Here is a 13,553-nt window from a genome sequence, read left to right as displayed (position 1 = left end):
GCGTCGACCCGCCGTTCCAACTGCTCACAGCCTCGCGCCGGGACCCCCTCCGCCACATCCGTGGCGACCACGGAACCGGCCACGGAGCCCGGCCACGGAGCCCGCCCACGGAGCCCGTACGGAACGGCTGCGGCAGAATGGGGCGGTGGCCGTGACAGTGGATATATCGCCCCGCGAAGCCGAGGTGCTGGAGCTGGTCGGGGACCACCTCAGCAACGCCGAGATCGCGGCGCGGCTGGTCATCTCGGTCCGCACCGTGGAGAGCCACGTGTCCGCGCTGCTGCGGAAGCTGGACGTCCCGGACCGCCGGGCGCTCGCCGGGCGGGCCGCCGCGAGCCGTCCCGCCGCGGGCGCGGCGCGGCCCGCGCCCGTCCTGCCGGCCCCGCTGACGTCGTTCGTCGGCCGGGCCGCCGAGCGCGCCGAGCTGGGCGAGGCCGTCCGGGCGCACCGGCAGGTGACCGCGGTCGGTCCCGGCGGCGTCGGCAAGACCCGGCTCGCGCTGGCGGTGGCCGCGGACGCGGCCGCCGCGTTCGCGGACGGCGTGTGGTTCGTCGACCTGGTGCCGGTCACCGACCCGGGGATGGTCGCGGCCGCCGTCGCGGGCGCGCTCGGGCTCGGCGAGCAGCCCGGCCGCGGCATGGCCGAGTCGGTCGTCGCGGCGCTCGCCGACCGGCACGTCCTGCTCGTCCTCGACAACTGCGAGCAGGTGCGGGACGGCGTGGCGCTCTTCCTGGAGCGGCTCCTCGCGGCGTGCCCCCGGGCGGCGGTGCTGGCGACGAGCCGGGCCCGGCTGATGGTGCCGTTCGAGCGGGCGTACCAGGTGCCGCCGCTGTCGCTGGCGGACGACGGCGAGTCCGACGCGGTCGCGCTGTTCATGGAGCGGGCGTCCGCGATCGGGTGGCCGCTGGACCCGCCCCTGCACGACCACGTCCGCTCGATCTGCGCGCGGCTCGACGGCATGGCGCTCGCGATCGAGCTGGCCGCCGCCCGGTACCCGACGCTCGGGCTGGACGGCCTCACCGCCGCGCTGGCGGACCCGCTGCGGATGCTCACCGGCGGGTCCCGCGCCGACGACCGGCACCGGTCGGTGCGGGCCGCCGTCGACTGGAGCCACACCCTGCTGGAACCGGCCGACCGGGAACTGCTCCGCCGCGTGTCGGTGTTCGTCGCGCCGTTCACGGCCGCCGCGGCGGCGGAGGCGACCGGCAGGGATGCGGGCGCCGTCGCCGACGGGCTGGCCCGCCTCGCGGAGCAGAGCCTGCTCGTCGTGCGGGCGTCCGCGGGCGGCACCGAGTACCGGGCGCTGGAGACGATCCGCCAGTACGGGACGGAGCGGCTCGCCGAGGCGGGCGAACTCGCCGACGCGCGGGCCCGGCACCTCCGCTGGTGCCTGGCCAGGGCCGCGGACCTCGCCGCGGACCCGGCGGACTGGCGGCCCCGGTTCGACGCCGTCGCGGACGACCTGCGCGCCGCGCTCGCCTGGGCGGCCGGCGAGCCGGACCACCGCGCCGAGGCCCGCGACCTCGCGCGGCACCTCGCGGAACTGGCCTTCACCCGCAACCTCCTCGGGGAGTCCCAGCAGCGCTACGAGCAGGCCGCCGCGCTCGCCGCCGACCCCGCCGACGCCGCCGCGGCGCTGCGGCACGCCGCGGCCGTCGCCGGGTGCCGGATGCACGGCGACGACATGTACCGGCTGCACCGGGCCGCCGCCGACGCCGCCCGCCGGTCCGGCGACGCGGCCCGCGCGGCCGCCGACCTGGCGACCGCCGCCGTCACCGCCTACCGGTTCGCCGGCACGTTCGTCCGGCCGCCGGCGCCGGCCGAGACGCGCGCGCTGATCGCCGAGGCGCGCGGGCCCGCGGGCGACGACCCCGCCGCCCGCGCGGCCGTCGCGCTCGCCGAGGCCGCGTCGGCCGCCGACGCGTTCGGCGCCGACCAGGACCCCCGCGGCGACGCCGTCGCGGACACCCTCGCGCGCGCCGAACGCGCCGTCGACCTCGCCCGCCGCACCGGCGACGCGCCCGCCGAGTCCGCCGCGCTGGACGCGCTCGCCGCCGTCCGGAGCTGGGTCGGCGACGCGTCCGCCACCGCCGCCACGGCCCGCCGCCGCGTCGCGCTCCTGTCGGCCGCCCCGCCCGGGCCCGCCGTCACGCACGAGCTCGTCCAGGCCCTCGGCGAGGCGGCGCAGACCGGCATCGGCGTCGGGGACCTGCCGGGCGCCCGCCGCTGGGCGCGGCGGCTCGCCGACCACCCGTCGCTCGCCGAGGTCGGGCACCGCGCGACGAGCTGGCTGCTGGTCGCGGACGCGCTCGCGGGCGACGTCGAGGGCGTGCGCGCCGGCGCCGTCCGGTTCCTGGACGCGTGGCGGCGGAGCGGCGCCCCGGTCTGGCCGGACCTCGACCCGGCGGCGGCCGCCGTCGCGATGGTCCACGGCCTGCGCGGCGACCGGGACGCCCGCGCTGAGTGGGCCGCCGTCCTGGACCGGTTCGGGACGTCGCCGAACCGCGTCCACGGCCACGGCGCAGTGTTCGACGCGCTGCTCCTGCTGCACGAGGGCCGCGCGGCCGAGGCGGTGGAGCGGCTGGCCCCGGAGCCCGGCGAGGTGTGGCGGTGGGTCACGTGGGTGTGGCTGCACTGGTACGCGGCGCTGCGCGCGGAGGCCGCCGTCCTCGCCGGGAGCCCGGACGCCCGCGCCCGCGTGGCCGCCGCCCGCGGCCTGACGGCCGGCGACCCGGTCGCGGGCGCGCTCGTCGACCGCGCGGAGGCGCTCCTCGACGGCGACCCGAAGCGGCTGCTCGCCGCGGCGGACGCGCTCGACGCCGCGGGCTGCCCCTACCAGTCCGCCCGCACCCTGGTCCTCGCGGGCGGCGACCACGCCGCCCGCGGCGCCGCCGCCCTCGCCGCCCTCGGCATCACCCCCACGGCCTGACCCGCACCACCGGCGTCCCGATCGGGGGCGGGGTGTCGTGCGGGCACATACGGGACGGGCGGAAGGTGCGGGGCGCGCACGTGTCGCGGGGCGGGCGACGGACGGACGATGGCGGCGTTCGTCCCCCTGCACAGGGAGCTGTCATGCGCCTCCCCGCCCGACTGGTCGCGTTCGTCGCCGTCCTGAGCCTTCTCCTCCCGCCGGGCGCGGCCGCCCATGCCGCGGCGGCGGGCGACTACCGGCAGGTCACCGGGTTCGGGTCCAACCCCGGCAACCTGCAGATGTTCGAGTACGTCCCGGCGGGGCTGCCGGCCGGTGCGCCGCTCGTCGTGGCGCTGCACGGCTGCACGCAGAGCGCCGACGCCTACCACGGCCACTCGGGATGGGCCGAACTGGCCGACCGCTGGGGGTTCGCGGTCGTCTACCCGCAGACGACGACGGCGAACAACGTCCAGCGGTGCTTCCAGTGGTTCGAGCCCGGCGAGTACGGGAGGGGCCGGGGCGAGGCGGCGTCGGTCGTGCAGATGGTGCAGGACGCCCGGGGACGCCTCGGGTCGGGCCGGGCGTACGTCACCGGGCTGTCGGCCGGGGGCGGGATGGCCGCGAACCTGCTGGCCGCGTACCCGGACGTGTTCGCCGGGGGGTCGATCAACGCCGGGCTGCCCGCGGCGTGCGCGTCCAGCCTGCTTCAGGCGACGGGGTGCCAGATGAACGACCAGGGCCTCACGCCGCGGCAGTGGGGCGACCGGGTGCGGGCGGTGTTCCCCGGCCACACCGGGCCGTGGCCCCGGGTGGCGATCTGGCAGGGGACCGCCGACTACACGGTCCGTCCGGTGAACGCGGACGAGTTGCGCGACCAGTGGACGGACGTGTGGGGCGTCCCGCAGGCGCCGACGAGCACGCAGACGCTGCCGGGCGGGATCACGCGGAGCGTCTACGGGGACTCGGTCGTGGAGGTGTACTCGATCGCGGGGATGGGGCACGGCTTGGCGGTCGATCCGGGGTCGGGCGCCGAGCAGTGCGGCGCGTCCGGCGCGTACTTCCTGGACACGATCTGCTCCAGCCACCGGACGGCGCTGTTCTGGGGCCTCGACGGGGACGGCGGCGAACCGGGCGCCCTGCCCGCCCCGACGGGTCTCCGGGTGACGGCGACGGGCGACGACACCGCGTCGCTCGCGTGGGACGCCGTCGAGGGCGCGGCGTCGTACGTCGTCCGCCGCGACGGCGCGGACGCGGGGACGTCGGAGGCGGGCGCGTTCACGGACACGGGCCTCGCCCCCGGGACGTCGTACGCCTACACGGTCGCGGCGGTGGACGCCGAGGGACGCGCCGGCGCGGCCTCGGCCCCCGTCACCGCGACGACCGCGGGCGCCCCGCCCCGGTGCTTCACCGCGACGAACTCCGCGCACGTGACGGCGGGACGGGCGCACGTCCGCGGCGGCTACGCGTACGCGAACGGCTCCGGCCAGAACATGGGCCTGTTCAACGTGTTCGTGACGCGGACGCTGCGGGAGGCGTCCCCCGGCTACTTCGTCATCGCCGATCCGGGCTGCTAGTGCGAGGCCAGCTCCTCGTCCTTCAGGGTGCCGCGGATCTCCTCCCGGAACGCGGGCGTGTCCTCGTGCCCGTGCACCGAGGCCGCGTGCTCGGCGGCGGCGCGGACGACCTCGTCCTCCTCGCCGCTGATCGTGAGGGTGCAGCCGGACTCGCTCGGCATGTCCCTGCAGTCGGCCACTTTCCGCATCGTCTCCTCCTTCCGCACCGGTCCGCCGCATCGTCGCCTGCCCTTTCATCGTGACATATCCGCAGGTCACGCGGAAGGTCGCCGAGGCGAAGGGGGCTCGGGCCCGGTGGGCAGGAGGAGGGCGGGGGCGAGGGCGGCGAGGGGGACGGCGCACAGCAGCGCGAACACGAGCGGGGTGCCGTGCGCGTCCGCGAGCAGGCCGAACAGGGGGGTCGCGAGGCCGCCGACGCTGACCCCGAGGCCGAGCGTCATGCCCGCCGCGGTGCCGGGGCGGCCGGGGAGGTAGTCCTGGCCGAGCCGGACGAGGACGGCGAACGGCACGTTCACCGCCAGACCGGTCAGGACCGCGAACACCAGCGGGGCGTACGGGCCGGGGGCGAGCCGCAGGCCCGCGAGCATCGGCACCGCGAGCGCCGCGCCGACCTGGATCGTCCGGACGGGCCCCACCCGGTCGGCGAGGCGCCCGCCCGCGATCGTCCCCGCGACGCCGCCGCCGAGGAAGCACGCGAGGGCCGCGCCGGCGAGCGCGGGCGGGGCGTCCAGGCGGTCGATCCAGTACAGGCCGATGAACGTCGCGACGGCCGAGAACAGCGCCGACCGGACGACCGTGATGGCGGTGAGGGTCGCGAACGGCCCCCACCTGTCGCGTCCGCCGGGCGCCGCGCCCCGCCCGCCGGCCGCCCGCCGCGCGTTCCGCACCAGCACGAACGCCGCGAGCACCGCGGGCGGGAGGAACGCGACCGTCCCGCCGAGGCCCCACGCGGCGAGGACGGGCACCGCCAGGACGGGCGCGAGGAAGAACCCGACGGTGCCGCCCGCCGCGAAGACGCTCATGGCCGTGACGCTGTCCCCTGCGGCGTCCCGGGCGGCCTTCCCGGCGGCCGGGTGGAACATCGCCGTCCCGAGGCCCGACAGCAGGAGCAGCGCCAGGACGAGCGGGTAGGGCCCCGCGAGCCCGGCGAGCGCGCACCCGGCCCCGGCGAGCAGCACGCCGCCCGCGGCGAGCCGGGGCAGCCGGAACCGGTCGACGGCGAGGCCGATCAGCGGCTGCGGCAGCGCGCCGCCCAGCGTCGCCGCGAGCGTCAGCCCGCCCGCCGCCGCGTACCCGTAGCCCCGTTCGAGGACGAAGTACGGGACGGCCGCGGGCACGAGCCCCTGGTAGAAGTCGTCGACGGCGTGGGCGGCGGCCCACGTCGCCATGCGCCGCACGACCGGTTCGGTCCTGGTGATCGTCGCCACGCCGTCCAGCATCGTGACCGCACGACGTTGCGGGCTAGCGGTATTCTGCCGAGCAATGTCGCTGACCCGCCAACCTTTCCTGCGGCTGGCGCACCGCGAGCGCGTCCCCAGGCACGAGCACCCGCACCACCAGATCGCCTACCCGAGCCACGGCGTCCTCGAAGTGGCGACGGACGCGGGCACCTGGATCGTCCCGCCGCACCGGGCCGTGTGGCTGCCCGCCGGGATCGCGCACGCGCACCGGGCGCACGGCCCGACGCAGCTCCGCACGGTGAACTTCGAGGCCGGCGAGCCGGGCGCCGGGTTCGCCGGGCCGGTGGTCCTGGCGGTCTCCCCGCTGCTGCGCGAGGTGATCGTCGCGCTGACCGGGGACGGGCGGGACGCCCGCCGCCGCGAGCGCCTGCGGCGGGTGGCCCTCGACGAGGTCCGGGCGGTCGGGGAGCTGCCGCTGCACCTGCCGGTCCCGGCCGACGACCGGCTGCGGGCCATCGCGGACGCCCTGGACGCCGACCCCGCCGACCCGCGCACCCTCGCCGGGTTCGGCCGCGCCGTCGGAGCGTCCGAACGCACGCTGAGCAGGCTGTTCCGCGAGCAGACGGGGATGACGTTCCCGCAGTGGCGGACGCAGGTGCGGCTGCACCGCGCGCTGATCCTGCTGGCGTCCGGCACCCCGGTCACCGCCGTGGCCGCCGCGTGCGGCTACGCCGGCCCGAGCGCGTTCATCCAGGCGTTCCGCCAGGCGTTCGGCACCACCCCGGGCCGGTTCGGCGCCCCCGGCTGACCTCCGCCGCCCCCGTCACCAGGCGTCGTGGTGCAGGACGGTGTCGAGGGGGGCGCGGCGGGCGGGCTTGAAGGTGTCGCCGGTGTAGTAGGCGGTGGGGATCAGGGCGCCCTGCCGGATGGTCGCGGGGAGGCCGAGGAGTTCGGCGACCTCGCGCTCGAAGGCGAGGTGCAGGGACGTCCAGGAGGTGCCGAGGCCGCGGGCGCGGGCGGCGAGCGCGAAGTTCCAGACGGCCGGGTGGAGGGACGCCCACAGGCCGGCCTGGTTGGCGGCGGGGAGTTCGCCGGGGACGTCCAGGCAGGGGATGACGTGGACGGGCACCTCGTCGATGTGCTCGGCCAGGTAGGAGGCGCTGTCGCCGACGCGGCGCTGGACGTCGGCGCGCTCGGAGTCGTCCTGGTGGAGGGCGCCCGCGAACGCGCGGGACTCGGCGTAGGCGGCGAAGGCGCGGCGGTAGTACTCGCCGATGGCGCGGCGCTTGTCGGGGTCGGTGACGACGATCCAGTGCCAGTTCTGCGCGTTGCTGCCGGTCGGGGCCTGCACCGCGATCTCGAGGCACTCGCGGATCAGGTCCATGGGGACGGGACGGGCGAGGTCGAGGCGCTTGCGGACGGCCCGGGTGGTGGTGAGCAGCTCGTCCGGGCTCAGCGGGAGAGTCGTCATGCGTCCATGCTGCCCCACGGGCCCCGGACGATTCCGGGCGGACGTCCGTCAGGTGAGGACCTCGTCGCTGAGCAGGCGCGCGAAATCGGTGCGGAAGCGCTCGTACTGGGCGCGCAGGTCGGGGCCGGGCCAGTCGGCGGGGAGCAGCGCGGCGGGGAGGATCGGGTCGTCCATGAGGTGCCGGACGACGGCGGCGGCGAGCGTGAACCGGTCGACGATGCCGTCGGCGGCGGCGAACGCGGCCTGGAGGTCGCGGGCGGGCGCGGCCCAGCCGTCCAGGTCCCAGAGGGACGCGGCGAGCGCGGCGGGGTCGCCTTCGGGGCGGCCTTCGATGAAGGTGCACTGCCGGACGGCGATGTCCGGGCGCGCGCGCAGGAGGTTCGCGGGCCGCATCCAGACGCCTTCGCGGAGTTCGGCGAGCCGCACGTTCGACATGGCCTGGCGGAGGGCGGTGCGTTCGGCGACGGGGCGGCGCTCGGCGGTGATGACGGCGATCTCCCAGGCGCCGTCCCACGGGCGGGTGCGGGGGGAGCGGGCCTCGTCCTGGCGGGCCTGCCGGGCGAGGAGGCGCTCGGTGAGGCAGTAGCGGTCGCCGGAGCGGACGAGGTCGCCGGCGGCGACCATGCGCGAGAGCGCGACGCGGATCGCCCCGTCGGCGATGCCGAACAGGGCGCCGACGCGGACGAGGTGGCGGACCGGCAGGCGGGGCGGGTGGACGCCCAGCAGGGTGCTCAGGACCACCGACCGTGCGGTGAGGGCCCGGATCTCCATGGTTGCCAGTGACTTTATCGGCATCCGCCGCATTACAGGTCTTCCGTCATGTGAAGTAAAAGTGTAACGTCCGGGGCATGGGCAGCTACCTGATCGAGCCGGCCGACCGGCTCCCGTTCGGTTCCGCGGAGAAGGCCCGCCGGTACGCGACCGAGCGGTACCGGGGCGCGGTGGGCCGCAACTGGTACGACTGCGATCCGACGCTGCGGTTCCTCATGCGGCGCCACCTCGGGGACGGGTTCGGCTGGGCCGAGCCGCGGCTGCGGGAGCTGGGCGCGCTGATGGGCGGCCGGATCGCCGAGCTGGCGGAGGAGACCGACCGCAACCCGCCGCGGCTCGAGAAGTACGACCGGTGGGGGCGCGACGTCAGCGAGGTCGTCATGCCGCCGTCGTTCGAGGCGGCCCGCCGGGAGATCGTCGCGACGTCGTTCACCCGCCCCGGGTTCGTCCGGGAGGCGAAGGCGGCGGGGGCGAACCCGGTGGCGCTCGGCGTCGCGTGGAGCTACCTGCTCGACCAGGCCGACATCGGGATGGCGTGCGCGCTCGGGACGGGCGGCGACATGGTCGTCGGGCTCACCGAGGCGTTCGCGCCGGACGACGTGAAGGCGCGGGTCCGGGAGCTGTTCGCCGCCGGGGCGTTCTCCGGCGAGGCCGCGCAGATGCTGACGGAGCGGTCGGGCGGCTCGGACCTCGGGGCGCTGGAGTCGACGGCCGTCCGCGACGGGGACGCGTGGCGGCTCGACGGGTTCAAGTGGTTCGCGTCGAACGCGAACGGCTCGGCGTTCGTGGTGCTCGCCAAACCGGCCGGCGCGGACGACGGGGTGCGGGGGATCGCGCCGTTCCTCGTCCTGCGGGAGCGCCGGGACGGGACGCGCAACGGCGTGCGGATCCGGCGGCTCAAGGACAAGCTGGGCACCCGCTCGGTGGCGTCGGCGGAGATCGAGTTCACCGGCGCGGAGGCGTTCCTGCTGGCCCCGGGGTCGTCGGCGGGGGCGGGCGGCGACGGGCGGGGCCTCGCCCGGATGATGGAGCTGACGAACGGCGCCCGGCTCGGCATCGCGACGATGGGGCTCGGCTGCGCGCGGCGCTCGCTCGTCGAGGCGCTCTGCTACGCGCGGGCGCGGGAGGCGTTCGGCGCGCCGCTGGCGCAGCACCCGCTGATGCGGCGCAAGCTCGCGGAGCTGGTCGTCGAGACGGAGGCCGCGCAGGCGCTCGTGTTCGACGGGTACCTGACGCCGCTGCGGCTCGGCCCGGCGCTGGTGAAGCTGCGGGCGGCGCGGCTGGGCGTGACGGCGGCGAGCGACGCGGTCGAGGCGCACGGCGGCAACGGGTACATCGAGCAGTGGCCGGTGGCGCGGATCCTGCGGGACGCGCAGGTCAACCCGATCTGGGAGGGCGGCGACAACATCCTGTGCCTGGACGTGCGGCGCGGGATCGAGCGGGACGGCGCGCACGAGCCGTTCCTCGCCCGGCTGGAGGAGGCCGCCGGGCGGGCGCCCGCGGGGGACGACGCCACGGCCGCGCTCGTCCGGGACCGCATCGGGCGCCTCCGGGAGGCCGTCGAGGCGTGGCGCGGGCTGGACAAGAGCGTCGCGGAGGCGCGGCTCTACCCGCTGGCGCAGTACATGGCCGACGTGTACGCGGCGGCGCTGCTCCTGGAGCAGGCCGGGTGGGAGCGCGAGGACGCGGGCACGGACCGCAAGGCCCTCGTCGCGCGCCTCTACGCGCGGGCGCACCTGGCGGATCCGGACCCGTTGCGCGGCATCGGCGGCCCGGCGGAGGACCTCGACCGGTTCGACGAACTCGTCGGCGGTGCCTTCGCGGAGGAGTGACGCACGGGGGGACGCACGGGGGCGGTTCGAGCGGCGCGCGGGCCGTCCCCGGCGGTGACACCTCCGATGTCCGAGCGCTCTACGTCCGGAAGACGTTGACCGAATCCGGTTCGGGTCTTAGGTTCCCTTGGAGGGCGGCCGTCGGCACAAGGGAGTCTTCCGCATGACCCTGACCGTGGAGCAGGCGGGCCTCGCGCTCGCCGACCCGAAGGCGTACGCCGACGACCGGCGGCTGCACGAGGCGTGCGCGCTGCTGCGCCGCGAGTCGCCCGTCCACCGGGTCGAGGCGCCCGGCTACCGCCCCTTCTGGGCTGTCACCCGGCACGCCGACGTCATGGAGATCGAGCGGGCCCACGACCTGTTCCTCAACGCGCCGCGCCCGCTGCTCGCGACGGCCGAGCTCGACGAGATCAACCGGCAGCGGGCCGAGCAGGGCATCGGGCTGCGCACCCTCATCCACATGGACGACCCCGACCACCGGGTCGTCCGGGCGATCGGCGCCGACTGGTTCCGGCCCCGCGCCATGCGGGCGATGGAGCCGCGCGTCCGGGAGCTGGCGAAGCGGTACGTCGACCGGATGGCGGACGCCGGCGGCGAGATCGACTTCGCGCAGGAGGTGAGCGTCCACTTCCCGCTGTACGTCATCCTGTCGCTGCTCGGCCTCCCCGAAAGCGACTTCGACCGGATGCTGACGCTCACCCAGGAGCTCTTCGGCGGCGACGACGAGGAGCGGCAGCGGGGCCAGAGCAACGAAGAGAAGATGCAGGTCGTCTTCGAGTTCTTCGCGTACTTCCAGGAGCTCACCGAGGCCCGCCGCGCGCACCCGACCGACGACCTCGCGTCCGCCATCGCGAACGCCCGCGTCGACGGCGAGCCGCTCAACGACTTCGACACCGCGTCCTACTACGTCATCATCGCGACCGCCGGGCACGACACCACCAGCGCCACCATCGCGGGCGGCCTGCACGCGCTCGTCGAGCACCCCGACCAGCTCGCCCGGCTCCGCGCCGACCCCGGGCTGATGCCGCTCGCCGTCGACGAGATGATCCGCTGGACCACCCCGGTCAAGGAGTTCATGCGCACGGCCGTCCGGGACTACGAGCTGCGCGGCACCGCGATCCGCGAGGGCGACTCGCTGCTGCTGGCGTACCCGTCCGCGAACCGGGACGAGGAGGTCTTCGACGACCCGTTCCGGTTCGACGTCGGCCGCGACCCGAACAAGCACCTGGCGTTCGGCTTCGGCGTCCACTACTGCCTGGGCGCCGCCCTCGCCCGCATCGAGGTCCGCGCGTTCTTCGAGGAGCTGCTGCCGCGGCTGCGCTCCATCGAGCTCGCGGGCGAACCGGAGGGGATCGCGACCACGTTCGTCGGCGGCCTCAAGCACCTGCCGATCCGCTACAAGCTGGCCTGACCCCTCTCCGCCCCCGAGGAGCACGCATGCAGATCGACGCCGCCGTCCTGCGGGCCGCCGACGCGCCCTTCGCGATCGAGCGCCTGGACCTCGCCGACCCCGGACCCGGCGAGATCCTCGTCCGGATCGCCGGCACCGGCATGTGCCACACCGACCAGATGGGCCGGATACCGGGCGACCTCGTCGCGAAGCCGGTCGTGCTCGGCCACGAGGGCGCCGGCGTCGTCGAGGCGGTCGGTCCGGGCGTCGCGGGCGTCACCGAGGGCGACCACGTGGTCATGTCGTTCGACTCCTGCGGGACCTGCGCCGACTGCCGCGACGGCCACCCCGGCTTCTGCCCGCAGATGGTCGCGCACAACATGCTCGCCGCCCCGCTCGACGGCGTCGCCCGGCTCACCGACGCGTCCGGCGCGGCCGTCCACAACCGGTGGTTCGGCCAGTCGTCGTTCGCGACGCACGCGCTCGGGACCGCCCGCAACGTCGTGCCCGTCACCCGGGACCTGCCGCCGGACGCGCTCGCGAAGCTCGGCCCGCTCGGCTGCGGCGTCCAGACGGGCGCGGCGTCGGTGCTGGTCGCGCTCGGGGTCGGCGCGGGCGACACGTTCGCGGTGTTCGGCGCGGGCGCGGTCGGGCTCGCCGCCGTGATGGCCGCGCGGCTCGCGGGGGCCGCGACGGTCATCGCCGTCGACCTCCACGCATCGCGGCTGGACCTGGCGCGCGAGCTGGGCGCGACGCACACGCTGAACGGCGCCGACGACGACCTCCCCGGCCAGATCCGCGGGCTCACCGGCGGCGGCGTCCGGTACGCGCTCGACACCACCGCGGTCCCGGACGTCGTCTCCGCCGCCGTCGCGTCGCTGCGGGCGAACGGCGTCTGCGGCCTCGTCGGCGTCGGCGCGACCGAGTACCGCCTCGACGCGAACCTCCTGCTCATGGGCCGCACGGTCAAGGGCATCATCGAGGGCGACGCCGTCCCGCACACCTTCATCCCGAGGATGATCGAGCTGTGGCGGCAGGGCCGGTTCCCGTTCGACCGGCTGATCGCCACCTACCCGCTCTCCGCGATCAACGAGGCGGAGGCGGACGCCCACGCGGGCAAGGTCGTCAAGCCCGTCCTCCTCCCGGAGGGCTGACCTCCCGGCGGCCGCCCGGGATCGACGAACTGATCATCAAGAGCACCCCGTGATCGCGGGCGCGGGCAACGGCCTTCGTCGACGGCGCCTCCCACCCGCCAGCCGCGTCCCCAACCTCACGGGACAGAACAGCTAGCGGACGCGGTGGAGGAGCTCGTCGCCGCGTTCGAGGCGGCGGCAGTTCTCCACCGCGACCTCGAAGTACCGGTCCCACGTCTCGTGCGTCAGCCACGCGACGTGCGGCAGGACCACCGTGTTCGCCAGCTTCAGCAGCGGGTTCGCCGGGTCGACCGGCTCGGACTCGAACACGTCCAGGCCCGCGCCGCCGAGCCGCCCCGACGCCAGCTCCCGGACGAGCGCCGCCTCGTCGACCACCGCGCCGCGCGCCGTGTTCACCACCACCGCGCCGTCCGGGAGGAGCGCGAGGCGCCGCGCGTCCAGCAGGTGGTGCGTCTCCTCCGTCAGCGGGACGTGCACCGACAGGACGTCGCTCGCCCGCAGCAGCCCGTCGAGGTCGCGCCACGCGGGGTCGTCCGGGCGCGGCCGCCGCGACGTGTAGAGGACGCGCGCGCCGATCGCCTCCAGCATCCCCCGCAGCAGCCCCGCGATCTCGCCGCCGCCGAGCAGCCCGACCGTCCGGCCCTTCAGCTCGCCGCCGACCAGCGCCCGGCCGGCGGGCCAGCCCGCGCCCCGCCGGGTGCGCGCGTCGAACTCCACGACGCGGCGCAGCACCGACAGCATCAGCAGCAGCGTCGTCTCCGCCACCGCCTGCGCGTTCCGCCCCGGCATGTTCGCGACCGCGACGCCGCGCTCCGCCGCCGCGTCCAGGTCGATCGTGTTCACCCCGGTGCCGAGCTTCTGGATCAGCCGCAGCTTCGGCGCCCGGTCCAGGTCCGCCGCGGTCAGCGGGCGCAGCACGTGCCAGATCACCTCGGCGTCCGGCAGCAGCTCCGCGAACCGGGCCTCGTCCTCCTCGGGGCAGCTCACCACGTCCAGCCCCGGCTCCGAACGGTCCATGTCGTAGTGCAGCAGAACCCGCATGCCCGGCCT

The 13,553-nt window shown here is 76.3% G+C and carries 11 protein-coding genes; 6 read left to right on the top strand and 5 right to left on the bottom strand.

Going from position 1 to position 13,553, the window contains the following annotated elements:
- The first annotated feature begins 145 nt into the window (after positions 1-145).
- Together H505_RS0118590 and H505_RS0118585 are read left to right on the top strand one after the other, a co-directional pair.
- Positions 146-2,929: an ATP-binding protein gene (locus tag H505_RS0118590; RefSeq protein WP_084550463.1), complete on the top strand. Its 2,784-nt coding sequence runs from the start codon at positions 146-148 to the stop codon at positions 2,927-2,929.
- A 143-nt stretch (positions 2,930-3,072) separates the two neighbouring features.
- On the top strand, positions 3,073-4,485 hold the full coding sequence (locus tag H505_RS0118585; RefSeq protein ID WP_026403195.1) for an extracellular catalytic domain type 1 short-chain-length polyhydroxyalkanoate depolymerase: 1,413 nt from the start codon (positions 3,073-3,075) through the stop codon (positions 4,483-4,485).
- Here H505_RS0118585 and H505_RS0118580 read toward each other — a convergent pair.
- Together H505_RS0118580 and H505_RS42755 are read right to left on the bottom strand one after the other, a co-directional pair.
- Complete coding sequence (locus H505_RS0118580) at positions 4,482-4,673, bottom strand: DUF1059 domain-containing protein (protein ID WP_026403194.1); 192 nt, start codon at positions 4,671-4,673, stop codon at positions 4,482-4,484. The two genes, H505_RS0118585 and H505_RS0118580, sit on opposite strands and share 4 nt — an antisense overlap.
- Positions 4,674-4,739: 66 nt before the next feature.
- On the bottom strand, positions 4,740-5,912 hold the full coding sequence (locus tag H505_RS42755; RefSeq protein ID WP_034518588.1) for an MFS transporter: 1,173 nt from the start codon (positions 5,910-5,912) through the stop codon (positions 4,740-4,742).
- Positions 5,913-5,967: 55 nt separating this feature from the next.
- Between H505_RS42755 and H505_RS0118570 the strand changes: the two genes are divergently transcribed.
- Positions 5,968-6,693: an AraC family transcriptional regulator gene (locus tag H505_RS0118570; RefSeq protein ID WP_026403193.1), complete on the top strand. Its 726-nt coding sequence runs from the start codon at positions 5,968-5,970 to the stop codon at positions 6,691-6,693.
- A 15-nt stretch (positions 6,694-6,708) separates the two neighbouring features.
- On the opposite strand, the gene H505_RS0118565 is transcribed toward H505_RS0118570, so the two are convergent.
- Both H505_RS0118565 and H505_RS0118560 read right to left on the bottom strand, forming a co-directional pair.
- Positions 6,709-7,356 carry a nitroreductase family protein gene (locus tag H505_RS0118565; protein ID WP_026403192.1) on the bottom strand — a complete coding sequence of 216 codons (648 nt, stop codon included), beginning with the start codon at positions 7,354-7,356 and terminating at the stop codon, positions 6,709-6,711.
- Positions 7,357-7,404: 48 nt separating this feature from the next.
- Positions 7,405-8,127, bottom strand: coding sequence for a PaaX family transcriptional regulator C-terminal domain-containing protein (locus H505_RS0118560; RefSeq protein WP_211238504.1), 723 nt, complete (start codon positions 8,125-8,127; stop codon positions 7,405-7,407).
- Between the two features lie 77 nt (positions 8,128-8,204).
- Here H505_RS0118560 and H505_RS0118555 point away from each other — a divergent pair, with 77 nt between their 5' ends.
- From H505_RS0118555 to H505_RS52430, 3 genes are all read left to right on the top strand, one after another.
- Positions 8,205-9,959, top strand: a complete 1,755-nt coding sequence (locus H505_RS0118555) for an acyl-CoA dehydrogenase family protein (RefSeq protein WP_026403190.1) — start codon at positions 8,205-8,207, stop codon at positions 9,957-9,959.
- A 163-nt stretch (positions 9,960-10,122) separates the two neighbouring features.
- Positions 10,123-11,370 (top strand): cytochrome P450, encoded by a 1,248-nt coding sequence (locus tag H505_RS0118550; RefSeq protein WP_026403189.1) that lies wholly within the window; start codon positions 10,123-10,125, stop codon positions 11,368-11,370.
- A 26-nt stretch (positions 11,371-11,396) separates the two neighbouring features.
- Positions 11,397-12,503, top strand: a complete 1,107-nt coding sequence (locus tag H505_RS52430) for an NAD(P)-dependent alcohol dehydrogenase (protein ID WP_026403188.1) — start codon at positions 11,397-11,399, stop codon at positions 12,501-12,503.
- A 132-nt stretch (positions 12,504-12,635) separates the two neighbouring features.
- Here H505_RS52430 and H505_RS42750 read toward each other — a convergent pair whose 3' ends face one another.
- Complete coding sequence (locus tag H505_RS42750) at positions 12,636-13,544, bottom strand: 2-hydroxyacid dehydrogenase (RefSeq protein ID WP_051300850.1); 909 nt, start codon at positions 13,542-13,544, stop codon at positions 12,636-12,638.
- Between the last annotated feature and the right edge of the window lie 9 nt (positions 13,545-13,553).

It is taken from the genome of Actinomadura rifamycini DSM 43936, from assembly GCF_000425065.1.
In the GTDB taxonomy this organism is placed as follows: Bacteria; Actinomycetota; Actinomycetes; order Streptosporangiales; family Streptosporangiaceae; genus Spirillospora; species Spirillospora rifamycini.
The sequence above is the reverse complement of the archived record's forward strand: the minus strand, read 5'-3'. Positions and strand labels throughout refer to the sequence as shown.

Excerpts from the sequence above, each read along its gene's own strand:
- H505_RS0118585 (WP_026403195.1), top strand. The coding sequence starts at position 3,073 with ATGCGCCTCCCCGCCCGACTGGTCGCGTTCGTCGCCGTCCTGAGCCTT.
- H505_RS0118580 (WP_026403194.1), bottom strand. The coding sequence starts at position 4,673 with ATGCGGAAAGTGGCCGACTGCAGGGACATGCCGAGCGAGTCCGGCTGC.
- H505_RS0118570 (WP_026403193.1), top strand. The coding sequence starts at position 5,968 with ATGTCGCTGACCCGCCAACCTTTCCTGCGGCTGGCGCACCGCGAGCGC.
- H505_RS0118565 (WP_026403192.1), bottom strand. The coding sequence starts at position 7,356 with ATGACGACTCTCCCGCTGAGCCCGGACGAGCTGCTCACCACCACCCGG.
- H505_RS0118560 (WP_211238504.1), bottom strand. The coding sequence starts at position 8,127 with ATGGAGATCCGGGCCCTCACCGCACGGTCGGTGGTCCTGAGCACCCTG.
- H505_RS0118555 (WP_026403190.1), top strand. The coding sequence starts at position 8,205 with ATGGGCAGCTACCTGATCGAGCCGGCCGACCGGCTCCCGTTCGGTTCC.
- H505_RS0118550 (WP_026403189.1), top strand. The coding sequence starts at position 10,123 with ATGACCCTGACCGTGGAGCAGGCGGGCCTCGCGCTCGCCGACCCGAAG.
- H505_RS52430 (WP_026403188.1), top strand. The coding sequence starts at position 11,397 with ATGCAGATCGACGCCGCCGTCCTGCGGGCCGCCGACGCGCCCTTCGCG.
- H505_RS42750 (WP_051300850.1), bottom strand. The coding sequence starts at position 13,544 with ATGCGGGTTCTGCTGCACTACGACATGGACCGTTCGGAGCCGGGGCTG.